Below are 24,681 nucleotides of genomic sequence, written 5' to 3' on the forward strand. Positions count from 1 at the left end.
TTTTTTCGATCACCATGACTAACCAACAGATTATCGCCGCTACGCAGGCTTGGCTAAAAACTTTTGTTATTGAATACAATATTTGCCCGTTTGCCCGCCGCGAGCAGGAGAAAGGCAGTATTCGCTATCAGGTCGTGTCGAGCAACAGCATTGAGGATAGCCTGGAAGCGGTCATTGCCGAGTGCGTGCATCTCGATTCCGAGCCCGATACAGAAACCACCTTGCTGATATTTAATGAGGCGTTTGCCGACTTCGAAGATTTCCTGGATTTGCTGGCTATCGCCGAGCAATTGCTGATTGATCAAGGCTACGAAGGCATCTACCAATTGGCTAGTTTTCACCCGGACTATTGCTTTGCGCAAACGCCGACAAACGACCCCAGCAATTACACCAACCGTTCCCCCTACCCCATGCTGCATCTGATTCGCGAAGACAGCATCGAAAAAGCCGTCGCCAGCCATCCCGACCCGGAGGGTATTCCAGACCGAAATATTGCGCTGACCCGCGAATTGGGTCTGGAAAAATTGCGGGCGATTGTCAATGCCTGCTACCAACAGTAGCGAAAACCTTTACCCGTATGCGTTCGGTTTTCTCGTTTCAAGATTAGCCGAGTTCTGATATGGCAAGGCGGCGCAAAATAAGTCTTTCGAATTGTTGTTACGTCAGGATTGCATAGAGCCGTTCACGAGGGAACTCGACTCGCGCCGGTTTATGCGCGGCCATCTCAGCGGCTCACTTTGAGTCCTCGGCTTTTTAGCAATTGCCGAATTTAGGTGATAATTTATAGCCGGGAGTGGGCACATGAAACAACGTTTTCCAAGAATATCGGCATTTGGGTTGGCAATCGCCGCTGGCTTGGTCGGTATCTTGGGATTTGTGGCGCTGATGGGCTTGAGCCTGCAGCAAGAGCGCGATAACCACATGGAGCACGCGCGTATCGAAACAGCAAATATCGCTCTGGTTCTGGAGGGGCATGCGCTGGCCACCCTACAAAAAATCGATCTGATTCTGAAAGATATTCAGGGGCATATTCGACCCGAGGACATGCGCAGCAGCCAATTCGATAACTCCGTTGAAAACCATGCTATGCAAGCCTTACTGCAGGAAAAGGCCGACGATATTCAGCAAGCGGCGGTGATCGAGATCGGCGGAATCCAGATATTCAATACCAACGGCGATTGTATCTACAGTTCTATCGATGCTCAGCCAGCCATCAATGTCGCCGACAAAGAAAGCTTTCAATTTCATAGGGATCATCGCCAGACTGGCTTACACATTTCCCCGCCGGAAATATCACGTACTCTGGGCATCTGGCATAGCTCCCTGACCCGGCGTATCGATTTTCCCGATGGCGGCTTTGCCGGATACGTTAACGTCATCGTGCAATTGAGTTCGTTCGAAAGTTTTTACGCGACGTTGAACCTTGGCGAACACGGCGCGGTGTTACTCCGCGACGAACAGATGAGGCTTTGGGCTCGCCATCCGCATCTGGAAGCCAATCTAGGCAAAACCATGCCTAACCACCCCCTGCACCAATACATCGCCCAGGGTATGACCCACGGCTCCTATCTACAGCCCGGCCCGGGCGATGGCGTCAAACGCCTCTATAGTTTTCGACGGGTCGGCGATTATCCTTTGTACGTGCTGGCCGCCATCGCCGAACAGGATTATCTGGCCGAGTGGTGGAAACATCTGGCCTGGTACCGTACGGCCGGACTCGTCATCTTGATTGCTTCGTTAGTGTTAGCCTTGGTTGCACGGCACAGCCGTTTGAAATGGCAGAACAACGAAAGAAATTACCGCTACATTATCGAGAATGCACCGGTCGGCATTTTTCAGAGAAATTTTGCAGGTCAGTTTAGCTTTCTGAATCTCACTTTGGCACGCCAATTGGATTGCGACTCCGTCGATACCTTTCTGCAACATTATGTGCCGGCCGAGAAGCTGTGGGCCGATCTCGATCAATTGAAGTTGTTTTATCAGTTGCTGCAGACAAATAAAGAGGTACGCGGCTTTGAAGCGCAAGCGGTGCTCGTAACCGGGCAAACTAAATGGTTCTCGATGTCCGCTTATCTGGATGAAGAAAACGGACAGATCAACGGTTTTACGCTTGACATTACCGAACGTAAGCAAGTCGAAGAGCAGCTAAAAACATCGGAAGAGCGTCTGCGCTTGACGATGGATGTGGCGCAAATCGGCATTTTCGATTGGGACGTCAAAAAGGACAGTTTCGAGATGTCACCGATTTATTTCACGATGCTAGGCTATCAAGCAAAACCCGGCCCCGGTGATCGTAACGAATGGCTGGAGCGCCTCCATCCCGACGACAGAGCCGGCATCGCCGAAAAAATTGCGGCCGTACTGTCGAAACGCGCCAATGCCTACAGTTACGAAGCCAGGATGCGCCATGCCAACGGCAGCTATCGCTGGATCAGTGTTAAAGCATTCTGCGTGCAGCGCGGCGAAGACGGCATGGTTAGCCGTATCCTGGGCATACGTATGGACATCACCGACAGCAAACGGTACGAAGTCGAATTGGAGCACTACAAAAATCATCTCGAACACCTAGTAAACGAGCGCACGACGGAGTTGTTGGACGCCAGGAAACAAGCCGAAAGTGCCAATCTGGCCAAATCCGATTTCTTAGCGAACATGAGCCACGAGATACGTACCCCGATGAACGCCATCATCGGCCTGACGCAACTGGCACTGGATACCGAGCTGAACCGGAAGCAACACGATTACCTCAGCAAGGTATTGAATTCATCGCGAGCCTTGCTGGGTATTCTGAATGACATTCTCGATTACTCAAAAATCGAAGCCGGGCGCATAGACATTGAGGCCATCGAATTCAGCTTGGAAGACATACTGCGGGCGACGGCAGACTTGTTCTCCATCCGTGCCGATGAAAAAGGCCTAGAGCTGTTCATCGATATAGCACAGGATGTGCCCGATCAGTTGCAGGGCGACCCGCTCCGCCTCAGCCAAATCATTAACAACCTGGTCGGCAACGCCATTAAATTCACCCATCAAGGCGAAGTCCACCTTCGCGTCGAGACGCAGGAAAGAACGGACAATGCCATACGTCTGCGTTTTGCGGTAAGAGATACCGGCATCGGCATCACGGCCGAACAAGCCGGCCAACTGTTTCAGCCTTTCGCGCAGGCCGACGCCGGCATCACCCGCAAATTCGGCGGCACCGGCTTGGGGCTAACGATCTCGAAACGCCTGGTGGAATTGATGGCGGGAGAAATCACCCTGGAGAGCGAACCCGAATCCGGCAGTACCTTTGCCTTTACGGTTAGACTAGGCCTGCCGGCCGGTATTTCGTCCAGCGAGCAGACACCGGGCTGGCGTTTGCAGGGTTTATGCCCCATGCGCACCCTGGTGGTCGACGATCAGGAAACCTCGCTGACGATACTGCGCTCGATTTTGGAAAGTTGGCAATTCGAAGTGGCGACGGCTGATTCGGGCGAAACAGGTTTACGCTTGTTCGCCGAAGCGGAGCGATGCGGAAAACCCTTTGAGCTGTTGTTATTGGATTGGAAAATGCCCGGCATGAACGGTCTGGAACTAGCCGAGACCATAGCCCATGACGAACATAACAGCCGGCCGCCAATATCCATCATGATCACGGCTTATGAGCGCGAGGCGCTGGCCAAGTCGGCGGGCAACATTCCAGTGGACGCGATCATCGCCAAGCCGGTCACACCCTCCAACCTGCTCAACACCCTGGTTCAACTGCAACGAAACGAAACCAGCCAGCCTGTTCCCGCCGCCGAAGTATTCAACGCCACCCGAACCACGCTGGCAGCTATCCGCGGCGCGCGGATTTTGCTGGTCGAGGATAATCAACTCAATCAACAGGTGGCACAGGAATTTCTGATTAAAGGCGGCTTGGCGGTCAAGACTGCCAACAATGGCCTGGAGGCCTTGGCATGCCTGGAGAAATCCCATTTCGATGCGGTGTTGATGGACCTGCATATGCCGGTGCTGGATGGCCTGGAGGCCGCCCGCAAGATTCGCCAATTGCCGGCGTTAAAGGAATTGCCCATCATTGCCATGACTGCTGCGGCGATGAATCAAGATAAAGAGGCCTGCGTAGCGGCCGGCATGAATGACCACATCGCCAAGCCGGTCGAACCGGAAGAACTCGCCAATGCGCTGGCGAGGTGGATCAAGCCCAAACCCGCTACGGCGCAGCAGGAAAAAGCTGCCGACATTCGCCCGGATACCAAGGCGATTGCCCAACTCGAGAGCAATCTGCCAGGCGTGGCGGTGCAAGCGGCTTTGGCCCGGCTGGGAGGCAACATCGCCCTTTACCGGCGCCTATTGCTGGCGTTTGCCGAGCAGTATCGGAACGCTGCAACGCTATTGCGCCAACGGCTTGCCGATGGCGATTCGGAGCAACTGTTTTTACTCGCTCACAGCCTGAAAGGCGAGGCCGGCAATTTAGGCCTCGGCGCGCTTCAAGCCTCGGCCGACCGACTGTGCCGGATGTTCAAAGGCGGAGAGGAGAGGAATTTGACGGCGCAAACGGAACTACTTGCACAGGAATGCGAGGCGGCCCTCCTGTTATTGAGTCAGTCGTTAGAAGATGCTGACGATAGGCGGCTTGCCTTATCGGTTAATTCAGAAAAACTGTTTAAACATGCCAATCTGCTGCCCGACCTACAGAAATTGCTTCGCCAATTGAAAACTAAGAATCTGGATGCCCGGTATTCGGTCACCGATCTTGCCCACAAGATAGGCGATCATGAACTCGCCTTGGAATTTGCGGAAATTGCGCAAGCGACACAAGAATTGCGCTACGATGCAGCATTGATTGCATTAGAGAAACTCTTAGAGCGCAATAGCTGGACAGACCATGAATAGCCAAGATAAACGACCGAAAATACTGATCGTAGACGACTCCTTAAATAACATCGAGGTGTTGAGCAACATCTTGGGCAAGGGATACAGCACCCGATTTGCCAGCGATGGCTCCGAGGCTTTGGCGCTGATCGGCCGCGACGCGCCGGACCTGATATTACTGGATGTCGTCATGCCGGGCATCGACGGCTTCGAGGTTTGTAAGCAACTTAAAGCGAACCTCGCGACTCGCGATATTCCGGTGATTTTTCTGACCAGCTTGGATAGCGCCGTGGACGAGGAGTGTGGTCTGTCACTGGGCGCCGAGGATTTTATTCACAAACCGGCATCCGCGCCGGTGGTGTTGGCCCGGGTCCGTAATCATCTGGCCCTGGCCACCACCAGGCGCGAGCTGAAACAGCATAACGACAATCTTGAGCAATTGGTGGCCGAGCGCACGGCAGAGTTGTTCCGCAAAGATCGGCAGCTGATCGCCGCGCAAAGCTCCATCATCGCCGCTTTTTGTGCCTTGGCAGAGGTCAGGGACAACGAGACCGGCAACCATATACGCCGTACCCAACGATACGTGCAGCTGTTGGCCGAACGGTTGCGCACCAATGCTCGCTATAGTCTCACCGATGGCGCCATCGAACTGTTGTTTAAATCCGCGCCTCTGCACGACATCGGCAAGGTTGCCATTCCCGATGCGATACTGCTTAAGCCGGGAAAACTATCGCCGGATGAATGGACGATTATGAAAACGCACTGCGCGGAGGGAAGGTCTGCCATCTTGTCGGCGGCGCGGGATTTTGGCGACAGCGACTGGTCATTTTTAAATTACGCGGTAGAGATCGCTTATTGCCACCATGAAAGATGGGATGGCGCCGGTTATCCGCAAGGGCTTTCCGGAGAGCAAATCCCGCTGAGCGCCCGTTTGATGGCAGTCGCCGACGTTTACGACGCTCTGATCAGCAAACGGGTTTATAAAGAAGCGTATCCCCACGAAGAAGCGGTGCGGCTGATCGCTAAAGGCCGGGGAACGCACTTCGATCCGGATGTCGCCGATGCCTTTTTGGCTATCGCCGAGGCATTCGATGAAACCGCTCAGCGCTACAGGGATGTCGGCGACGCCAAGCCTGCCATGGAAACCAAAGCGCATTCGCTATCAGCTAAATCCTGAAAGACCTAGCAAAGTTCATCTTGCCGGCACAACAAACAACCTGGATGGAAAAACCCGATTAATGCCAACGTGCATCAAATAGCTTGCTTTCATCCCCTATCCGCGGACAAAAACGGATTGGCTATATGGAAAACCGCGCAGATGGACAGTCTGACTCATTCAGACCTAAAACCCCGCTAAGCCTTGGTGCCCGCAGGGTATTAAAGTTTGGGCGGCCTAATAACTTATGAGTAGTAATCAAAGTCCTCTTTTTTCTCTATCTTAAAGCCCGGCTCCACATTAATTTCAACATCCTTGATTCTGGTTTTTTCCGGGGCCGGCGTGGCGCTTACCTCCTCCATAAACGCCTTGAACCAAGGGGCATTAATCACGCCGGCCATATCGTCGTCTTGCAATATATTTTGTTCGTCGGGCAAACTACCAAATTCCCTGGCGGTTTGCAGTGCGGCCAAGCAGGCGTCGTTATCGCCGCGCAACGCATAAACGCAGGCCAGATTGTAAGCCGCGCTGCCTTTTTGAATGGCGCAGGCCTTCTCGAAAAAATCTTCCGCCAAATCGTAAAGGTCGGGCTTCGCCGCCTCGGCACTGATGCGGGCCAATTCCATAAATGCTACGCCGCCGTCTATCGCCGCCCCCAAATAGTTAGGCGAAATCAATAAGCAAAATGAAAACTTGGAAATGGCATCTTCGTAAATTTCAATAGCGGCTTTCGGTTCTTGAGTCCGGGCTTCGTGTAATAGCCCAAATCCCCAGTGATACAGCGCTTCGGAGACGATCAAATGGTCGGCAATGACATTAGCAAAGCCTTGATACGCACCCTTGTATAGTTGCTCGGCTTTGCTGCCTTCGCTTTTACGGGCCTGGGCAACTTGCTTGATCGCCGCGTCCAGGGTGGAACGCTTTTTAAATGAACTCAATAGCGACATCGATGAATCCTCACTTCTGTTTTATAAACCGGGTTACGATAAAATAGCTGGGCATACTACAACATCCCAACCGGAAAATGTTAATGAACGACTCTCTCCCCGATCTGGAAAAAGCCAAGGTGAATTTGGAAACCTCGTCCATTCCCTGGGCCGAGTTGCAACGATTTTTCGCGGCCGGCCTGGCAATCTCGGTTGCAAAGGAACTGGATCTGGTAGAAGTGGCTTATCAGTTCTCGCGCGACAACAAGGCGCAAGTTGAGCAATGGCTGGAAGCCGGCCTAATCGGTCATGTTTCGGATCGACAGGCCGGCGAATGGATCAGTGCCAACAGTTCGGTGTGGGCTGTGGTGGTCAGGCCCTGGGTGTTAGTTCAGGCAAATACTTGCGCGCCAGCCAATAATCCACACTGACAAACCGGCCGCCGCCCAGGAAAAACAAAGCCAGCAACATGACGAAATAGGTGGCGGCAAACTCAACCCCGTTATTCAGTATCACCAAGGCGCCGTTCTCGGTCAGCCATTGATAGTCGCCCTGCACCTGTAAAATTTCCTTGGCCCGCTCCAGTCGCTCTATCGCACCTATCGTACGTTCGCTAGCAAAAATGCCGCTACCGGCCGCAATGGCCAACCAGCCGTTTTGGAGATGCGCGCTGACCGCTGCGACCACCATGATGATCATCAATGGCAAAGTGATAGGCCGGGTGGCAAAACCTAACAGTAAAAACAAGGCGCCGACAATTTCAAATAGCGCGACCAGAAACACCAACACATAGGGCGCCGGCAAACCCAAGCCCCATTCAGCATTACCAAACCACTCGGCCGTGTCGGAAAAATTGGCAAATTTTTTGGTACCCGCCATCCAAAATACCGGTGCCAAATACAGCCGCAGCAACAGCGGCGCCAAAAAATCCACGCATTTAGCAGTATCGCAACTGCGTTGCGACAGTTGCATAATCCCCGGTAGTTTATCGATAACCACCGCCATTAACGCAGTAAAAGACGTATTATTCATATTCATTCCCCTCCCCCAATTTTTTATTATGTACCCGCTTTTATGAACATCAGCAGTTCGTGCATTTTTACAGACATTCCAGCTCAGTTGCCAATAGAATTATGCCAAACCTTGTTTAGCAAGCCTACTATTCGCATTGAACGCATCGTTTCCAAGGGCCATTGCAGCGCGGAAAACGAGTGGTACAATCAAAATCAGGACGAGTGGGTAATATTGTTACAAGGCGCAGCACGGCTGACATTTGCCCAATCTGCGCCTGTGGACTTGAAGCCGGGCGACTATCTGCTGATTCCAGCGCATTGCCGGCATAGGGTGGATTGGACCCATCCGGATATTGAATCTATATGGCTGGCAGTCCATATGTACGCAGAGCCGGTTGCGGAATAAACCGGCATTCGGCGGGAGACGAATGCCGTGCCCATGACCGGGCACGACACGTCAAACGGATTAACGGGGCTTGGCAGTTTGCGGACGCGGTTTGCGCGAATTCGGCGCTCGTTTAGTCGACTCCCCAGGCCGGCCATTTTGCGGCCGCCTGGTTGCTGGCTTGTTCGGCTGAGCCGGTTTCGGCTGTGGCTTGCTATTGGTCACGGCCAATGACACGCTGGGATAGCCGGTATCGTCGACTCGCGGAATCTGCCTTTTCAACAGTTTCTCGACGGCGGCGAGCAAATAAGCCTCTTCCGGATCGACTAGCGAAATTGCCTGACCCTCGGCGCCGGCACGGCCAGTACGGCCGATGCGGTGTACGTAATCTTCAGCTACTTGCGGCAAATCGAAATTCACCACATGCGGTAATTGATCAATGTCCAGGCCGCGCGCGGCAATGTCGGTGGCAATCAATGCGGTAATCGAACCGTTTTTAAAATCTTCAAGCGCCCTCACCCTGGCCCCCTGGCTTTTATCACCGTGCAAGGCCGCGCAACGGATACCATCCTTGATCAACTGCTTGGCCAAACGATCCGCGCCGTGCTTGGTGCGAACGAACACCAATACCTGCTGCCAATGGCCGTTGCCTATCAGGTAGGACAGCAATTCGCGCTTGTATTCGCGGCTAATGCCATAAACCAATTGCGAGACGGTATCGGCGGCGGCATTGCGTTTGGCGACAGCGATTTCAACCGGATCGGTGAGAATTTGTTCCGCCAGCGCGCTGATTTCCGGAGCATAGGTCGCCGAAAACAGCAGGTTCTGGCGTTTACTCGGCAACAACGCGATGATTCGACGAATGTCGCGGATAAAACCCATATCCAGCATTCGGTCGGCTTCGTCGAGTACAAAATGCTCGACCTTCGACAAATCCAGATGTTGTTGCTGAATCAAATCCAGCAAACGGCCGGGCGTAGCAACGACAATATCGGTGCCGCGCTGGATCTTCTGAATCTGCGGATTAATACTAACGCCGCCAAATATCGCCTCGGCAAAAAAAGGTAAATGCTTGCCGTAGGTTCTGACGCTTTCATAGACTTGCATCGCCAATTCGCGGGTTGGCGTTAAAATCAATACCCGAACCGGACGCGGCTTTTGCGGAACCGGTTGTCCTTGCAGCAACTGTAGCAAAGGCAAGGTGAACCCGGCGGTTTTGCCGGTGCCGGTTTGCGCGCCGGCCAACACATCGCGGCCTTGCAAAATGACCGGAATGGCCTGCGCCTGAATCGGCGTCGGGGTTTCATAGCCTTGTTCGGCAACCGCCTTAAGTAGTTGCTCGGACAAACCCAATTCTGAAAATAACATGCAAAAACCTTATTTTATGCCCGCAATTAACGGGTGTATGAATAGAAAAGATATGGCATGATGGGCACGCCACAGTAGCAAAAACTGACTTTGCACCTACACTAAATCCTCAATAGCATTACCGCAATTCTTCAGCAGAGGCCACAACACATGAGTTTCGAAAAACGAATTCACCGTAGAGTAAAACCTAGAGGCCTGCAGGCCGGCATTATTTTCAATAGCAGAACACCCCGGGAAATTTCGCTGAATGCGGAAATTCTGGACATCAGCTATAGCGGCATCCGGGTTAAGCTTCAAGACCCCATCAGTCCCGATGTTGCCGGCAAAGTTAAAATCACCATGGTATTGCCTGAATCGGGAACGCCGTTCAGTGTACACGGCATTCTGAAACATCAACATGTCGATTCGGAATGCGGCTTACACTACGTAGACCACGTGGAAGGTTCTATCGACGATCTGATGTTTGAATGCGTGGAACTGGACGACACCACCGTGCTGATCAAAACCGCTTAATCGTCATCCCGGCACAAAACGGCACCTGCTCGCCGTAAATCGCTGTCGGCAAGTTAGCTGGTAATCACAAACCGCACCGCATCCAGCCGCAACTGAGTTTCCTGTATACTTTCGTGCGAGAGCATGGTCATCTCCTTGAGTTGCTCTATTTCCTGCTCCTTGATGCCGGGATTGATCTTTTTCAGCCGCACCAGTCGTTTGATTTCCCCGGTTAGCGTGGCTATCATCAGATTACTGCTTTCCGCTATCAACTTCTGCATTTGCGCACCCGCCAACTGCTCCGCGACTTTGATCATATCCTGAATATGCTGACGTTGGCTGTTCAAAAACTGGCTGATTTGCGCCTTATCGAAGCTATCGCCGGTCTCCACTAAGCTGTCGTGGCTAATAACAGCCGTTAGATCCTTTTTATTTTGATCGACCAAAACGCGCAGCGGCGTGTGCGGTAAAAATCGGCCGATTTGCAATTCGGCGGGCGCACTGCATTCGGCAACAAACAACAACTCCAACAGGAATTGGCCGGCTTTGAGTTGCGGATGTTTGACCACGCTGACCGCGGCATTGCCGGTCTCGCTGGATAACACCAAATCCATGGCCGACAATACCATGGGATGCTCGGCGGTCAAAAACTGCATGTCTTCCCTGGCCAGCGCGATGTCTCGGTTGATCGTTACCGTCAGGCCGTCGTCTTGCAGCATCGGAAAATGGGCGATGCGCAGATTTTCGCTGGGCCAGAGGATATGACAATCGCGCGAATGGTCTTCAACATCGACGCCATAACAGTCGAACATCGCTTCCATAAACGGCCACAAACTACCGTCGCGTTCGCCGGCACTGATCTCTTCCACGAGGCGCGCGGCTTCTTGCGGCCGGCAAGAATTTAGCTCCAACAGCAAATCGCGGCCTTTATGCAATTCCTCTTCAACCTGACTGTTCAAAGCCTTGGTATTGGCGATCAATGCTTCTACTGTCGCCGCATCGCGGCTGAGCAACGCGCTGTCACGAGCATCGCCGAGCAACTTCAAGACTTGCGCGGCACCTGAACAATTATGCCGGAATGCGTCCAGGCCCTCGTCGTACCAGCGGAATAACACGTGCTGGGCACTATCGAGCAAATAAGGGATATGAATTTGAATGACATGCTTCTGGCCTATCCTATCCAGACGACCGATGCGTTGTTGCAACAAATCCGGATTTTCCGGCAGATCGAACAAAAACAGATGGCGCACGAATTGAAAATTGCGGCCTTCGCTACCGATCTCCGAACAAATCAATACTTGCGCCCGGCTCTCTTCGTCTGCAAAAAACGCCGCAGCCCGATCCCGCTCGACGATACTCATGCCTTCATGAAACACCGCTGCGGTATGGCCAACGTGCTGCCGCAACAATTGCTCCAGTTGGATTGCCGTTTCCGCGCGTTTGCAGATTAACAGGGCTTTTTCGTCACCCAAGGCTTTCAACTGCTCAACCAACCAATGCAGATACGGGCTGTTAGCCAAATCCGCCGTGTCTTCACCTTGCAGCGGATAAGCATGGCGTTGCCGATCCGGAAAGCCCTGCACGGTTTGCCGAGAGTTTCTGAATAAAATCCGACCGGTACCATGATGATCTAACAGCAATTTGATCAATTCTTCCCGAGCAATGGCTTGGCTGTCGTTAACCTGTTGCAGCAGTTTGTCGACATTGTCCTGTCTTAATAAGTTTTTCAATTGCTCCTGCTGTTCGGCATCCAGCGCTGCGCCGGAAATCAGTAAATTGGCCAGTCTGGCTACCGGTTCAAACTGGCTTTCTTCGCGCAAGAACTGCTCAAACCGATAGAAACGGTCGGGATCGAGCAAGCGCAAACGCGCAAAATGGCTTTCCTTACCTAATTGCTCAGGGGTCGCGGTCAACAGAATCAGACCGGGAGACGCCAAGGCTAATTGCTCGACGAATAGATAGTCGGCGCTAGGTGCATCTTCGCTCCATTCCAGATGATGGGCTTCGTCGACCACCACCAAATCCCAGCCGGCATCCAAGGCTTGTTGCTGGCGATGCGGGGAATCGGCAAAAAAACGCTGGCTGCACAGCACCAATTGCTCGCTGAGAAACGGGTTCTCGTCGGGACAGGCAAAGCAGCGGCTCTCGTCGAAAATGCTGAAACGCAGATTGAAGCGGCGCAGCATCTCCACCAACCATTGATGCAGCAGGCTTTCCGGCACCAAAATCAACACCCGCTTGCTTAAACCGTTGATCAAGCGATGTTGAATGATCAAACCTGCTTCTATGGTTTTCCCCAGCCCCACTTCATCGGCCAGCATGATGCGCGGCAAGGCGCGGCTGGCGGCTTGATGGGCAATATAGAGCTGATGCGGAATCAGTGACGCTCGCGCGCCCTGTAGACCTTTGGTAGCCGCTTGCTGATGCTGTTGCTGACGTCGCCAGGTTTCGTAGCGCAGTAAAAACCAGACTGTCGGGTCGAATTGACCGGTAAATAAACGATCTTGCGGTTTGTTAAATTGAATATGATGGTTAAGCTCCATCTCATCGATTTGCTGCAACTGACCGTCTTCATCAACACCTATGTAGGTCAACAAACCGTTGTGCTGCTGCACCTGTTGCACGCTAATCTTCGCGAAATCCGCCGATTCGATCACATCGCCTTCGTTGAACTGCACCCGGGTCAAAGGCGCGTTATCTCTGGCGTAAACCCGCCGGTCGCCGGTCGCTAAAAACAGCACGGTGACGCGGTTAAATTCAGCATCCATCACCATACCTAAACCCAATTCGGATTCGGTATTACTAATCCAGCGTTGGCCGGGAATAAACTCATTCATGTTTTGATTCTTGGAAATTTGATTCGACTTTAAAAGCGCCGTGTAAAGCGGCTGGGATGATATGAAAAGCCGATTAATTCATGATTAATTGGTCGAGGAAAAAACATCGAGAATTTCAGCAACGCTTGAAAACATGGTTAAATTTAGCAGAACACGCCTATTTTCAATGCACTAAAACTCATCATTTTCAGGAATGCCATGGCAAAGCCCGTCACCCCCTTGTTAGCCGCCGATATTTTGATCGAACTGATCGACCACCCCCAGCGTCCTTTCGTGTTGATAGAGCGAAAATATCCACCCTACGGCTGGGCAGTACCCGGCGGGTTTGTCGATGTCGGCGAAACGATTGAGCACGCGGCCATCCGCGAAGCCAAGGAAGAAACCTGTCTGGATGTACAACTAACCGTACTGCTGGGCCTTTACTCCAATCCACAACGCGACCCACGCAACCACACTGTCACCGCCGTCTATCTCGCGCAAGCGCTTGGCACACCGATGGCGGCCGACGATGCTAAAAACTTTGGTTTATTCAACTTCGACAATCTGCCCAGCCTGTTGGCTTTCGACCACGCCCAGGTTATTGCGGATTACCGGCATTATAAACTGACTGGCGAGGTAACGCCTCTACGAATATAAGCCTTAGCTGATTCAGCGGCGTGCAGACAAGATTTAAGACCTCATCGGCCTTTCAGACCCAACACGTCTTGCATATCGAACAACCCCTTCGGTTTGTCCGCTAACCAAGCCGCGGCTCTTACCGCACCATTGGCAAAGGTCATACGGCTGCTGGCTTTGTGAGTGATTTCCACCCGCTCGCCCTCGTCGGCAAACATTACCGTATGCTCGCCGACTATATCGCCGGCCCGGATAGTGGAAAAGCCGATGGTTTTGCGGTCGCGCGCGCCGGTATCGCCTTCGCGGCCATAGATGGCGCAGTCTTTCAGATCGCGTCCCAAGGCTGCGGCAACTACCTCGCCCATCCTCAACGCGGTACCGGATGGCGCATCGACCTTGTGACGGTGATGCGCTTCAACCACTTCGATGTCGGTGTAATCACCCATCACCTTGGCGGTCATTTCCAGCAACTTTAAGGACAGATTGACGCCGACACTGAAATTTGGCGCGATGACTATTGCGACATCCTTGGCAGCCTCGGCAATCGCGGCTTTTTGCGCATCGCTGTAACCGGTAGTGCCGATTACTACTTTCTTGCCAGCTTGCCGACAGATTTCTATGTAATCCATCGACGCATCTGGCCGGGTAAAGTCGATCAATACGTCAAACCTATCAGTTAGCGCTGCCAAATCGTCGCTAACTTGAATGCCGGCCGCAGCCACACCGGCAAGTTCGCCGGCATCCTTACCGATTGCCAGACTGTCCGGCCGCGACACTGCCACCGTCAACTCGGCGTTTTCAGCCGCCAGCGCGGCTTTCAACAAACATAAACCCATGCGCCCGGAAGCACCCACTACCGCAATCCGCACCATGGTTTATCCCGTCAACTTGTCGAAGAAGTTTTTCACACCATCCATCCAGCCATGCTCTTGCGGACTGTGGTGTTTGCCGCCGCCGGATAAGGATTCGCCCAACTTCTCGATCATGGCTTTTTGATCTTTGGTCAGATGCACCGGTGTTTCCAGTTGCACCTTGCACAACAGGTCGCCGACCGCGCCGCCCCTGACCGGTTTCACGCCTTTACCGCGCAAACGGAACATGCGTCCGGTTTGGGTTTCCGGCGGAATTTTCAACATCACCTTGCCGTCGAGCGTAGGTACTTCCAACTCGCCACCCAAACAGGCCATCGGGAAACTGATTGGCACTTCGCAGTAAAGATTCGCACCATCGCGGGTGAAGATCGGATGATCCTTGACCTGCACCTGTACATACAAGTCCCCCGCTGGTCCGCCGTTCGCACCGGCTTCGCCCTCTCCAGCCAAACGAATCCGGTCACCGGTATCGACACCGGCCGGGACTTTGACGTTTAAAGTCTTGGTTTCCTGCACGCGGCCTTGGCCGTAACATTTCGGGCAAGGATCCTTGATTTGCTTGCCGGTACCCCGACAAGTCGGACAGGTTTGTTGTACCGAGAAAAAACCTTGTTGCATCCTGACTTGGCCGTGACCATGACAGGTATTACAGGTGACCGGGCTGCTGCCTTTTTTAGCGCCGCTGCCGTTACACTCAACGCAAGCCACCAATACCGGTACCTTGACGGTCGCTTCGGTCCCGCCAACCGCTTCTTCCAGGGTTAATTCCAGGTTGTAGCGTAAATCAGCGCCGCGTTGCACGCTGCTGCGTTGCTGCCGACCACCACCGAAAATATCGCCGAACACATCACCGAAAATATCGCTAAAATTCTCCGCCCCGCTAAAGCCGCCGCGACCGCCGCCCATCGACGAATCGACGCCGGCATGACCGAATTGATCGTAAGCCGCGCGTTTTTTGGGGTCGGACAAAATCTCGTATGCTTCCTTGACCAGCTTGAATTTCTTCTCCGCTTCTTCCGGATTATCCTTGTTTCTGTCGGGATGAAATTTCATCGCCATCTTGCGATAGCTCTTCTTGATTTCGGCTTCGCTCGCGTTGCGATCCAGTTCCAGCAGTTTGTAAAAGTCTTCTTTTGCGGCCATTTATATGTCTTGGGTATTATTATTCAGTGTGGATATATTCAGTTATAACCGGCCCAACCAATAATCGGGCCTTCTTTTCTTATGCGAAACCGCCAAAACTTGTACACCCTCGTGATTATCCCTAAAGATAATTCTATAAGGAAATTTAAGCAGGGAAACCACTCGAATATTTGGTTTTCGCTCAACTCGATAACGCCCCGGCATATTGGCAACGCCAATCATAAAACTCTCAAACTCCGCCAAATAAGCAGCACCTAAACCCGGCTGCCTTGATTCGTAAAATCCGATAATTTCTAAATGTTCATGCTGAGCGCCGGGGTGAAATCGATAATTCATTTCAACAATAACCGCGCTTTAGCGCTGACTTCCTCCGCTGAAATTAATTCGACCAAACCTTGATCTATTTCGTCGGCACGTCGTTGAGCTTCATCCAACCAAGCTTCATGCAATTCAGCATCGGAGAGGTTTTCTAAGCTTAACAATAAATTATGAGCAAGTTTAGCGCGTTCCGCCGCAGGAAGATGAAGGGCTTCGCGCTCGATTACTGTGCTATCCATTATTCTTACCTCAAAAAATACCTTGGAAGTTTGTACTCAAGCAAACACTCGATCGAATTGTTTTTCCACTTCCTCTTGGGAAACAGTCCCTTCGGTTTTTGCCCTGGTTATTCCCTGCTGGATTTTAGCGATGACATACAAATGATATTGAATATCTTCATAACTGCTTTCTTCAGGCAGCCTATTCAATAATTCTTTGACTTCCGTAACAGCAGTTTGCATATCTACCTCACAAAAACAAAAAAGTACGCGGTGCGTACCCTACGTCACTGAACATATTAATATTTCGATTCATCCAACCTCGTGTAAATGCGTTCTCACAGAATCGATTTATACCAACCAATATGGAATCAAGGCAGCTCCGTTTACCGATAGCGTAATCAGAGGAATGTATATTCGAAACCTGCGTCCGATTACGCTCCGCTAATCGGACCTACGCGGGCTTCACTTTCGATTGTCGAGACGTCACAAAACCCATCGTTGGCGACCGACAGTCAAAAAGGTACGCGGTGCGTACCCTACAAAACTAGTCTGTCGACTCCAAAACATAACCTAACATTCCATCAGGTATATCAGGTCGTACGGCCTCGAAAACCAAGCGCTTTCCGTTGTAATAAATAGTGTATTTCCCAGGAACTCTTACATCTGGCGAAATGACTCTCGCATCGTAATTATTCTGTTGCCAAGAATCCAGCCCACTCGGGCCAGTTATTGCATTGGGCGATTTCCTGGAAAAAATAAACTCACATTTTTCCAATCTTCCATTGATTTCAACTTCTGAATTCATTTCGTTAATATGCAGCTATGTTGGTACACACATAAAGCGGAAGCTACTAAGCATTCCGCCTTATGTACAACCGATGGCTTGACTGACAGCCATCCGCCCTAAGCTTTACTTCTTATCGTCCTTAACCTCTTCAAATTCCGCATCGACCACGTTGTGATCGTGCTCTGCAGCGGCTTCAGATGCACCAGCCGCATGTCCAGCCTCAGCACCGCCTTCCGCACCTTTCTGTGCGTAAACGCGCTCTGCCAACTTGCCGGATAACTCGGTCAAGGCATGGGTTTTGGCTTCAATCGCCTCTTTGTCGTCAGATTTCAGGACCGCCTGCAAGTCTTTGATCGCCGATTCGATGGCCGACTTTTCGTCGCCGGACACTTGGTCGCCCAGTTCCTTCAACGATTTTTCGGTGGCGTGAATCATGCCTTCCGCCGAGTTACGCGCCGACACCAGTTCTTTCAGTTTCCGGTCTTCGTCGGCGTGCGCTTCGGCGTCCTTGATCATGCGCTCGACTTCGTCATCCGACAAACCACTGGAGGCTTTAATCACAATGGATTGTTTCTTGCCGGTGGCTTTGTCTTTCGCCGATACGTTCAAGATACCGTTGGCGTCGATGTCAAACGACACTTCGATTTGCGGAATGCCGCGCGGTGCCGGTGGAATGTCCTGCAAGTCAAAACGACCCAAGGATTTATTACCGGCAGCCACTTCCCGTTCGCCCTGCAGCACGTGTACTGTAACCGCAGTTTGGTTATCGTCCGCAGTCGAGAAGGTTTGCGACGCATTGGTTGGGATCGTGGTGTTTTTCTCGATCAGTTTGGTCATCACGCCGCCCAGGGTTTCGATACCCAAAGACAGTGGTGTTACGTCCAACAACAGTACGTCTTTAACGTCGCCGCCCAATACGCCGGCTTGAATCGCCGCACCTAAAGCTACCGCCTCGTCAGGGTTAACGTCTTTACGTGGCTCTTTACCAAACAACTCTTTAACGAAGGCTTGGACTTTCGGCATCCGAGTTTGACCGCCAACCAGAATCACATCGTTGATTTTAGAGGTCGAAATACCGGCATCTTTAATCGCTTGCAAGCAAGGGCCTTTGGTTCTTTCGATCAACTCGTCAACCAGCGACTCCAGTTTGGCGCGCGTCAGTTTGACGTTCAAATGTTTCGGACCGGATGCGTCGGCGGTGATGTACGGCAGATTGATGTCGGTTTGCTCAGCTGACGACAATTCAATTTTGGCTTTTTCTGCCGCTTCTTTCAGACGTTGCAAGGCCAATGGATCGTTGTGCAGATCGATGCCACTGTCGCGTTTAAATTCGCCGGCCAAAAAGTCGATGATGCGCAAGTCAAAGTCTTCACCGCCCAGGAAGGTGTCGCCGTTGGTGGCCAATACTTCGAACTGGTGCTCGCCTTCGATTTCAGCGATTTCGATGATGGAAATATCGAAAGTACCGCCACCCAAGTCATAAACTGCGATGGTGGTGTCGCCTTTCGGTTTGTCCATGCCAAACGCCAAGGCCGCCGCGGTCGGCTCGTTGATGATGCGTTTGACGTCCAGACCGGCGATACGGCCGGCGTCTTTGGTCGCTTGACGTTGTGAATCGTTAAAGTAAGCCGGTACGGTGATGACCGCTTCGGTGACTTCTTCACCCAGGAACGCTTCGGCGTCTTTTTTCAGTTTCATCAACACGCGGGATGACACTTCCGGCGGCGCCATTTTCTTACCGTGGCATTCCACCCAAGCGTCGCCGTTGTTGGCTTCCATAATTTTGTAAGGCACCATTTTGATGTCTTTTTGTACCGCGTCTTCTTTAAAACGGCGGCCGATCAAACGTTTGATCGCGAACAAAGTGTTTTCAGGGTTGGTAACCGCCTGCCGTTTGGCGGACTGGCCGACCAATACTTCATTGTCGCCGGTAAAAGCGATGATGGAAGGCGTGGTGCGCGCGCCTTCGCTGTTTTCGATAACCCGCGCGGTGCCGTTTTCCAGGACTGCGACGCAGGAGTTGGTGGTTCCTAAATCGATGCCGATCATTTTGCCCATTGATATTCTCCAGACTTGAATTGGTAATAAATTAAAAAGTTGTTAGCGATATGCGGTTGATCGTCTTAATTTCAAGCCTGCTCATCGATTTTTGCGCTATCGGCAGGTTTGTCCTCGGCTTTCGCCACCACCACCATGGCAGGGCGCAATAAACGGCCGTTCAACACATAGCCTTTTTGGAAGACGTTTAACACGGTATTGGGTTGGGCGGTGGCACTTGGCTGCATGACCATCGCCTGGTGCAATTCCGGATTGAATGCTTGACCGATGGGGTCGACAGTTTCGATATTAAACTTGGCAAATACCGACTCGAATTGCTTGATGGTCAATTCACTGCCTTCGCGTAGTTTCACTATCTCCGGGCTATCGCCGGTTGCCGCTTGCAGGCCTAATTCCAAACTATCCAGAACACTCAGCAATTCTTTCGCAAATTTGGCCAGACCGTATTTGCGTTCGTCGTCCAAGTCTTTTTGCACGCGCTTTTTTAAATTTTCCATCTCGGCCATGGTGCGGATGGCTTTATCCAGGTTGGCAGCAGCCAGTTGCTGAGCTTGCTCCAATTGTTCCTGTAAGGCTTCCACAGTGACTGGGGCGGCGCCAGATGCTTCGGTTGGCTGTTCGTCGGCGTCGATTGGCTTGGTCTGTTCCAAAACTTCGGCGATCAAATCGCTATCCGATTGGGGTTCGTGGCTAGATTGCTGATGACTCATTACTTACTCCATGGTTCTAAATTTTTTAGTTGGCCTAACGATAGGGCCATTTATTTGGGATTCAAGGCCGCGCCCAATAATTTTGCCGTCACATCCACGAACGGAATCACTTTTTCATACGCCATGCGGGTGGGGCCGATCACGCCCAACACCCCCACCACTTCGTCATTCACCGAATAAGGCGCCGTCACCAGGCTGCAATGATCGAATGCGCTATAGCCGGACTCTTCACCGATAAAAATCTGCACGCCTTCGGCCTGTAGACACTGATCCAATAAATGAATGACGCCGCGCTTTTGGCTAAAAGCTTCGAACAACTGTTTGAGTCGTTCCATATCCGACAACTCGGAAAAGCCCATTAGATTGGTTTCGCCGCTCAACACATAGTCGTCGTTGGGTTGTTCGCTGAAGGTCAGCTGCGCCATGTTCACCGCGTCCATCATGCCTTGATTGACCTGCCGCTGATCGAGCTCCATCTCCCGCACCACCAAATCGCGAATTTTCGCCAAGCTGCGGCCGGAATAAACCGAATTCAAATAGTTGGCTGCCTGTTGTAATTCCGCAGGACTGAATTGCTTATGGGTATGAATGATTTTATTGTGCACTTCCTGGTCGTCGGTGACGAAAATCACCAACACCCGAGTATTGGACATAGGCAGAAATTCGATGTGCCGCAAGGTGACGCTTTCTCTGCGCGGCAAAGTCACCACGCCGGCCATCCGCGTTACGTCCGACAATAATTTGGAAGCCTTATTCAACACGTCACTGGCTTTATCGGCCTCCCCTTTCAGGCCATGTTGCAGTTGGTCCAATTCGCTGGATGCCAAAGGCTTGACGGTTAACAAACTGTCGACAAATAAACGATAGCCGCTCACGGTCGGGACTCGGCCGGCGGATGTGTGCGGGGAATGGATCAAACCCATCTCTTCCAGATCCGCCATCACATTGCGAATGCTGGCGGGGCTCAGCTTTAACTGCGGATCTTTAGATAACAAACGCGAACCAACAGGCTGACCGTCCTGAATATAACGCTCAACCAAGGTTTTTAATAAATACAGCGATCTTTCGTTTAAATCTTGTCCGCCAGCCACGTCATCCCCCAAATTCCGTTAGCACTCGATATTGGTGAGTGCCAGACAGCAAAGCTATCAGCTGGGTTCGGCCTTGTCAACGGCTTGAACAGGTTATGAATAAACTAAGCGCAGCCAGCACAATCAAGGGCTGGGATTGAATATCCGAAGCCCCCGTGTCGTGGAGAACGGATCGATGGGCAGTTTGTTCCAGAATTACGATTTTTAGATGTATCTTCGATATTGCCCAACAACCGGCAATAAAAAACCCTGCAAGTCTTACGACTTGGCAGGGTTCTGATTCGATCTAGCGTTTGCTTATCCGGACTGTATGGCAGGAACGCAAACAGACAATAAACCGCAACCGCCAGTGGTCTCAAGCCCCCATTTGGGAGAAAGACAACACATAGTAGCTATAGTAGGCAACGACAAAAAACAACAATACATTCAATAACTTTTCTACTCTGCTGTATTGCTCTTGTTGATATTTTTTACCATTTTTTATTCTCATTTTGTCCTCCTGTCGCATGAGTCATCCAAAAATTCAAAACCGGTTAATTGATTGGCGGTAGCTGATTAACGGCTCATACTGTTGCCGATCCAGGCGCCGGCGGCGGCACCGATGCCGGCTCCCAACGGGTCGCCTCTACTCATCTCGTAACCCGCCGCACTGCCTAACGCGCCGCCTACCAAGCCCTGAGTGGAGCGTTGGTCGTATCTGTCGTAGCGCGGCGCGGGCGGCGGTGCCGGGACGTACTGCGTAACCCGCCCCGGCACATACACCCGCTCGACCTCGACGTACCGGTCATGGTGGTGATGTTTGTGATGACCTCGTCCATGCCCATCTGCCATCGCTAACGGCGAAATCAACAGACTGATTACAACGACACTTGCCACTCTAAACATAAATCCCCTTTATCGAGAATAATTTATCTATGACTTGATTCTAGAGAGCAATGTTTAAGTCTTGATTAGGAAAAGATTAAGAACAGATGAAGACAACAAAGTCGGCGCTTACATTGCCAATTTTTGTGAACTGTGCACGCTAAGCGAGGGCTATAAACTACCAATAGCCATTACTCCGGATATTCGCAAACCGAATATCCGGAGCAGATTGCGCCGGAGGCGACAGTCAATCGCATTAGAAGCTGTAAGACACCTCCCCATAAACGGTGCGGCCGGCTTGTTGATAAAAAGAGGAATATTCCCGATCCAACAGATTATTCACAGAAAACGACAGATCGATATTTTTCGTCGCTTGATAAGCAATACGGGTATCGACCAGAAAATAAGGGTCGTAACTCCCTGGGACGCCGGCCCTTTGATCCAGGTTTTGGTCGTTCGTATACTGCTGGCTGACATAGCGCCCGATAATGCCACCGCTCCACTGCTCATATTTGACATCCAAGCCGCCACTGAACATGGTCTCCGGCAACAACACCATCTGCTTGCCAACCGACAGCGGATTCGCCTCGTTCTTGGTAATTATTGAGTCGTTTAAGGTGTAGGTTCCGGTAAAATGCAGCCAGTCCCAATACAATTTCTGCCTTAATTTGGCCTCCACGCCTTCAACCTCCGCTTCACCCGCATTTTGCCGCTCCTGAAGCCGATTGGTTGCGCTTAATGTCGTATCTTTACGGTAAATCAAATCAGAAATGTAATGGTGAAAATACGAGGCGGCAATCGTTGTACCTTCAATGGGGGTGGCCTCTCCGCCTACTTCCCATGAATACATGGTTTCCGGTTTCAGATTCGGCCCGGCTTGCGTCAAGGTAAAAACACTGCCGCTAGCCGTTTGTGATGTCGAATACAAATCCGAGTTGGTGGGTGGACGAAATGCCCAACCGGTTGAAGCAAACAGCTTGCAGCCATCCGCCGGCAACCAGGTCAAACTGAATTTGGGATTAAATTGCGACACGGAACGTTCGCTGTATGTTTGCGTCAGGTTAGTGGTGGTACCCGTGGAAGTGACAGTAGCCTTTTGTACGATGGAACCGGAAGTTGACCAGTCGTCATAACGCACGCCAAGATGAGCAATCAAGTTTTTACGCAGCCAAATTTCGTCCTGAATAAAGGCGGAGTAAATACTCGACTCGCCCTTGCCATCGTAAACAGTATTCGTCACTGAGGACCAATCTTGCCAATTACTCAAGGCCAAACGTTTTTGGCCTTCCAAATTGTTGTGGTTTGCGCCAAAACCGACCGTGACAAAGTTACGTTGATCCCACAAAAACGGGAAGCGCAATGCCACGTTACCGTCGATCCGCTGGCTAGGCGTGACGGTTAACTGGCCTCTGCCGCCGCTTAAGGTATCGTCGAACGCCGCACTGTTTGGGCTAGGCGAATAAGTCTCGTGATCCATGTATTGAAAATCGACATTCAATTTCACGTCATGCCCAAAATCATGTTTCAGGTGCGCAAAATAGCGCCGCGTATCTTCCACAGAGGGCAGGAAATGCAAGAACTGCTGTTCGTAGACGGAAAGACGTTGGCCATTCAAATTCAAGTTGTTGCTTTGTGCCAGGCCGGCCACGCCGGCGACTGAATTGACAGTGGGGTTTCCGTTAGCGATTGCAATTGGCGAGCCTCCGGCAGTGGTCAAATAACTGTTAAACGTCCCTGCGCTGGTTTCGCTGCGGCTCCAGCTCATACCGCCATCAATCTCGGTGCTATCAGTCAAATCGTAATAGAGATGCAAGGAAGCGGTGTTCTGCTCCCAAGGGCGATCCCCTTTGTCGCCTATGATGTAGGTCGAGCCACCTTGGGTGGTTGCGGTCGGAATGGCACCGAATACCGGTGTCGCGGCGTTTCTTAACGCGGTAGCCGTATTCGCTCTGACTACCGGATTCGGTATCACGCTAGCCGGTGGCGTAAAGCTAACCGGCGAAGCCGTCACGTAATCCGACACCGCCCAGTTATCGCTATCCATGTGGTTGAAGGTCACGGAAATCCCCACTCCGTTTTCGAAACGATCCCGGTAACGGCCTTTGATGCCCCATTGATCAACAGCCGCGCCACCGGCACCAAATGACAGACGTCCTTCGCGCTTAGTGGGGACTTTGGAGATCACATTCAGTACACCGCCCATCGCGCCACTACCGTACAGCGCTGAAAAGGGTCCAGGGACATATTCCACTTGCTGAGCGTCGTCCATATTCAGAATGTTCCAATCGACGCTGCCATTATTGGGCAGATTCACCGGCAAGCCGTCAACCAGGAACAGTGATCGATTGGTACCACTGACACCATGAAATGCTGAGGAACTTAAGCTGGAGCCTGGCATACTCGTACCATAAGCACTACCCCGCAAATATATCCCCGGCACGTCCTTCAACGCATCACCAATCCGTTGGGTCAGGCGGTTTTCGGTATTTTCGGTGGTGATGACACTGACATTGGCCGGCGCCATCGATGCACTGATTTCCGAGCGCGTGGCGGTCACCACCATCGTGCCCAGCGACTCATCGTTGCTGGCCGGATTGTCGGTGTTAGCGGTTTCGGCTGGCCCCACGACGCTTTGATCGCTATCTTCTGCCAGGATTTGATTGCTGTAAGCCAAATTGGTCAGGGCCAGCAGCGTTATTACGTGTAAACGAGACAAAGTCGATTCCTCCGGTAATGCACCTTATAAAAAAACGGCGCTTCATGGTCATGTTAGATTTATTTTTAATTCTTCTTACATCAAGAACAGGCCCCTACTTGAATTTCCCCCCTGAGGCGCCACGCTACTATTCATATCGAGCCTACGTGAGCCCCCTAAAATCCCTGTGGCCATCATCCCAACGAAAACGGGGATGATGGCTGCCGAATTTCCTGAGTTACCGCCCTCGCTGTAACAAGGAGGCCAGGGTTTTTC

General features: G+C 51.9%; 22 protein-coding genes. 7 read left to right on the forward strand and 15 right to left on the reverse strand.

The genetic code is table 11. The features are described from left to right. Window positions 1-14 precede the first annotated feature (14 nt). The 3 genes from JL719_RS17570 to JL719_RS17580 all read left to right on the forward strand — a co-directional run bounded on the left by JL719_RS17570 (window position 15) and on the right by JL719_RS17580 (window position 6,031). Complete coding sequence (locus tag JL719_RS17570) at window positions 15-560, forward strand: DUF1415 domain-containing protein (protein WP_033155563.1); 546 nt, start codon at window positions 15-17, stop codon at window positions 558-560. A 241-nt stretch (window positions 561-801) separates the two neighbouring features. Continuing rightward, the gene (locus JL719_RS17575) at window positions 802-4,875 is read left to right on the forward strand and encodes a response regulator (protein WP_051669671.1); all 4,074 of its coding nucleotides are present in this window, start codon (window positions 802-804) and stop codon (window positions 4,873-4,875) included. After that, window positions 4,868-6,031 (forward strand): response regulator, encoded by a 1,164-nt coding sequence (locus JL719_RS17580; RefSeq protein ID WP_033155564.1) that lies wholly within the window; start codon window positions 4,868-4,870, stop codon window positions 6,029-6,031. The genes JL719_RS17575 and JL719_RS17580 overlap by 8 nt, the downstream gene beginning before the upstream one ends. A 224-nt stretch (window positions 6,032-6,255) precedes the next feature. Here JL719_RS17580 and JL719_RS17585 read toward each other — a convergent pair whose 3' ends face one another. Next, window positions 6,256-6,957: a TPR end-of-group domain-containing protein gene (locus tag JL719_RS17585; protein ID WP_033155565.1), complete on the reverse strand. Its 702-nt coding sequence runs from the start codon at window positions 6,955-6,957 to the stop codon at window positions 6,256-6,258. Window positions 6,958-7,040: 83 nt separating this feature from the next. On the opposite strand from JL719_RS17585, the gene JL719_RS17590 reads away from it, so the two are divergent. Then, window positions 7,041-7,367 (forward strand): DUF2288 domain-containing protein, encoded by a 327-nt coding sequence (locus tag JL719_RS17590; RefSeq protein WP_033155566.1) that lies wholly within the window; start codon window positions 7,041-7,043, stop codon window positions 7,365-7,367. Here the strand turns inward: JL719_RS17590 and JL719_RS17595 are convergent. Next, entirely contained in the window at window positions 7,309-7,968 is a 660-nt protein-coding gene (locus JL719_RS17595) for an HvfX family Cu-binding RiPP maturation protein (protein ID WP_225892884.1), read from the reverse strand. The two genes, JL719_RS17590 and JL719_RS17595, sit on opposite strands and share 59 nt — an antisense overlap. A gap of 42 nt (window positions 7,969-8,010) precedes the next feature. Here JL719_RS17595 and JL719_RS17600 point away from each other — a divergent pair, with 42 nt between their 5' ends. After that, entirely contained in the window at window positions 8,011-8,355 is a 345-nt protein-coding gene (locus JL719_RS17600) for a cupin domain-containing protein (RefSeq protein ID WP_033155567.1), read from the forward strand. A gap of 60 nt (window positions 8,356-8,415) precedes the next feature. Here the strand turns inward: JL719_RS17600 and JL719_RS17605 are convergent, their stop codons facing one another. Then, a complete protein-coding gene (locus tag JL719_RS17605) occupies window positions 8,416-9,702 on the reverse strand; it encodes a DEAD/DEAH box helicase (RefSeq protein ID WP_033155568.1) in 1,287 nt (428 codons plus the stop codon). A 150-nt stretch (window positions 9,703-9,852) separates the two neighbouring features. Between JL719_RS17605 and JL719_RS17610 the strand changes: the two genes are divergently transcribed. Continuing rightward, the gene (locus JL719_RS17610) at window positions 9,853-10,215 is read left to right on the forward strand and encodes a PilZ domain-containing protein (protein ID WP_033155569.1); all 363 of its coding nucleotides are present in this window, start codon (window positions 9,853-9,855) and stop codon (window positions 10,213-10,215) included. Window positions 10,216-10,268: 53 nt separating this feature from the next. On the opposite strand, the gene rapA is transcribed toward JL719_RS17610, so the two are convergent. Next, window positions 10,269-13,031 (reverse strand): RNA polymerase-associated protein RapA, encoded by a 2,763-nt coding sequence (gene rapA, locus JL719_RS17615; RefSeq protein WP_033155570.1) that lies wholly within the window; start codon window positions 13,029-13,031, stop codon window positions 10,269-10,271. Window positions 13,032-13,229: 198 nt separating this feature from the next. On the opposite strand from rapA, the gene JL719_RS17620 reads away from it, so the two are divergent. Beyond that, window positions 13,230-13,667 carry an NUDIX domain-containing protein gene (locus JL719_RS17620; protein ID WP_033155571.1) on the forward strand — a complete coding sequence of 146 codons (438 nt, stop codon included), beginning with the start codon at window positions 13,230-13,232 and terminating at the stop codon, window positions 13,665-13,667. A gap of 41 nt (window positions 13,668-13,708) precedes the next feature. Here JL719_RS17620 and dapB read toward each other — a convergent pair whose 3' ends face one another. From dapB to JL719_RS17670, 11 genes are all read right to left on the reverse strand, one after another. Beyond that, window positions 13,709-14,518 (reverse strand): 4-hydroxy-tetrahydrodipicolinate reductase, encoded by an 810-nt coding sequence (gene dapB, locus JL719_RS17625; protein ID WP_033155572.1) that lies wholly within the window; start codon window positions 14,516-14,518, stop codon window positions 13,709-13,711. 3 nt (window positions 14,519-14,521) lie between these two features. Continuing rightward, window positions 14,522-15,661, reverse strand: coding sequence for a molecular chaperone DnaJ (gene dnaJ / locus JL719_RS17630; RefSeq protein WP_033155573.1), 1,140 nt, complete (start codon window positions 15,659-15,661; stop codon window positions 14,522-14,524). Between the two features lie 42 nt (window positions 15,662-15,703). Next, window positions 15,704-15,997, reverse strand: coding sequence for a type II toxin-antitoxin system RelE/ParE family toxin (locus tag JL719_RS17635; RefSeq protein ID WP_033155574.1), 294 nt, complete (start codon window positions 15,995-15,997; stop codon window positions 15,704-15,706). Further along, window positions 15,994-16,218: an addiction module protein gene (locus JL719_RS17640; protein WP_033155575.1), complete on the reverse strand. Its 225-nt coding sequence runs from the start codon at window positions 16,216-16,218 to the stop codon at window positions 15,994-15,996. Before JL719_RS17640 ends, JL719_RS17635 begins: the two co-directional genes overlap by 4 nt. Before the next feature lie 36 nt (window positions 16,219-16,254). Then, on the reverse strand, window positions 16,255-16,440 hold the full coding sequence (locus JL719_RS17645) for a hypothetical protein (protein WP_033155576.1): 186 nt from the start codon (window positions 16,438-16,440) through the stop codon (window positions 16,255-16,257). A 670-nt stretch (window positions 16,441-17,110) separates the two neighbouring features. Continuing rightward, entirely contained in the window at window positions 17,111-19,045 is a 1,935-nt protein-coding gene (gene dnaK, locus JL719_RS17650; protein WP_033155577.1) for a molecular chaperone DnaK, read from the reverse strand. 71 nt (window positions 19,046-19,116) lie between these two features. Continuing rightward, a complete protein-coding gene (grpE, locus tag JL719_RS17655) occupies window positions 19,117-19,755 on the reverse strand; it encodes a nucleotide exchange factor GrpE (RefSeq protein ID WP_033155578.1) in 639 nt (212 codons plus the stop codon). A 50-nt stretch (window positions 19,756-19,805) separates the two neighbouring features. Further along, window positions 19,806-20,846: a heat-inducible transcriptional repressor HrcA gene (gene hrcA, locus JL719_RS17660; protein ID WP_033155579.1), complete on the reverse strand. Its 1,041-nt coding sequence runs from the start codon at window positions 20,844-20,846 to the stop codon at window positions 19,806-19,808. Between the two features lie 355 nt (window positions 20,847-21,201). Beyond that, complete coding sequence (locus JL719_RS24305; protein WP_256438894.1) at window positions 21,202-21,336, reverse strand: hypothetical protein; 135 nt, start codon at window positions 21,334-21,336, stop codon at window positions 21,202-21,204. A 65-nt stretch (window positions 21,337-21,401) separates the two neighbouring features. Next, a complete protein-coding gene (locus JL719_RS17665) occupies window positions 21,402-21,731 on the reverse strand; it encodes a glycine zipper 2TM domain-containing protein (RefSeq protein WP_033155580.1) in 330 nt (109 codons plus the stop codon). A 235-nt stretch (window positions 21,732-21,966) separates the two neighbouring features. Continuing rightward, a complete protein-coding gene (locus tag JL719_RS17670) occupies window positions 21,967-24,426 on the reverse strand; it encodes a TonB-dependent receptor (RefSeq protein WP_033155581.1) in 2,460 nt (819 codons plus the stop codon). Window positions 24,427-24,681 lie beyond the last annotated feature (255 nt).

It is taken from the genome of Methylomonas sp. LW13 (assembly GCF_016865255.1).
Classification (GTDB): domain Bacteria; phylum Pseudomonadota; class Gammaproteobacteria; order Methylococcales; family Methylomonadaceae; genus Methylomonas.

What these genes read in the sequence shown, in the direction of transcription:
- dapB (WP_033155572.1), bottom strand. Translation starts at nt 14,518, where the DNA reads ATGGTGCGGATTGCGGTAGTGGGTGCTTCCGGGCGCATGGGTTTATGT.
- dnaJ (WP_033155573.1), bottom strand. Translation starts at nt 15,661, where the DNA reads ATGGCCGCAAAAGAAGACTTTTACAAACTGCTGGAACTGGATCGCAAC.
- JL719_RS17605 (WP_033155568.1), bottom strand. Translation starts at nt 9,702, where the DNA reads ATGTTATTTTCAGAATTGGGTTTGTCCGAGCAACTACTTAAGGCGGTT.
- JL719_RS17590 (WP_033155566.1), top strand. Translation starts at nt 7,041, where the DNA reads ATGAACGACTCTCTCCCCGATCTGGAAAAAGCCAAGGTGAATTTGGAA.
- JL719_RS17600 (WP_033155567.1), top strand. Translation starts at nt 8,011, where the DNA reads ATGAACATCAGCAGTTCGTGCATTTTTACAGACATTCCAGCTCAGTTG.
- JL719_RS17640 (WP_033155575.1), bottom strand. Translation starts at nt 16,218, where the DNA reads ATGGATAGCACAGTAATCGAGCGCGAAGCCCTTCATCTTCCTGCGGCG.
- JL719_RS17620 (WP_033155571.1), top strand. Translation starts at nt 13,230, where the DNA reads ATGGCAAAGCCCGTCACCCCCTTGTTAGCCGCCGATATTTTGATCGAA.
- JL719_RS17610 (WP_033155569.1), top strand. Translation starts at nt 9,853, where the DNA reads ATGAGTTTCGAAAAACGAATTCACCGTAGAGTAAAACCTAGAGGCCTG.
- grpE (WP_033155578.1), bottom strand. Translation starts at nt 19,755, where the DNA reads ATGAGTCATCAGCAATCTAGCCACGAACCCCAATCGGATAGCGATTTG.
- dnaK (WP_033155577.1), bottom strand. Translation starts at nt 19,045, where the DNA reads ATGGGCAAAATGATCGGCATCGATTTAGGAACCACCAACTCCTGCGTC.
- JL719_RS24305 (WP_256438894.1), bottom strand. Translation starts at nt 21,336, where the DNA reads ATGAGAATAAAAAATGGTAAAAAATATCAACAAGAGCAATACAGCAGA.
- JL719_RS17595 (WP_225892884.1), bottom strand. Translation starts at nt 7,968, where the DNA reads ATGAATAATACGTCTTTTACTGCGTTAATGGCGGTGGTTATCGATAAA.
- JL719_RS17635 (WP_033155574.1), bottom strand. Translation starts at nt 15,997, where the DNA reads ATGAATTATCGATTTCACCCCGGCGCTCAGCATGAACATTTAGAAATT.
- rapA (WP_033155570.1), bottom strand. Translation starts at nt 13,031, where the DNA reads ATGAATGAGTTTATTCCCGGCCAACGCTGGATTAGTAATACCGAATCC.
- JL719_RS17575 (WP_051669671.1), top strand. Translation starts at nt 802, where the DNA reads ATGAAACAACGTTTTCCAAGAATATCGGCATTTGGGTTGGCAATCGCC.
- JL719_RS17570 (WP_033155563.1), top strand. Translation starts at nt 15, where the DNA reads ATGACTAACCAACAGATTATCGCCGCTACGCAGGCTTGGCTAAAAACT.
- JL719_RS17585 (WP_033155565.1), bottom strand. Translation starts at nt 6,957, where the DNA reads ATGTCGCTATTGAGTTCATTTAAAAAGCGTTCCACCCTGGACGCGGCG.
- JL719_RS17580 (WP_033155564.1), top strand. Translation starts at nt 4,868, where the DNA reads ATGAATAGCCAAGATAAACGACCGAAAATACTGATCGTAGACGACTCC.
- JL719_RS17645 (WP_033155576.1), bottom strand. Translation starts at nt 16,440, where the DNA reads ATGCAAACTGCTGTTACGGAAGTCAAAGAATTATTGAATAGGCTGCCT.
- JL719_RS17665 (WP_033155580.1), bottom strand. Translation starts at nt 21,731, where the DNA reads ATGTTTAGAGTGGCAAGTGTCGTTGTAATCAGTCTGTTGATTTCGCCG.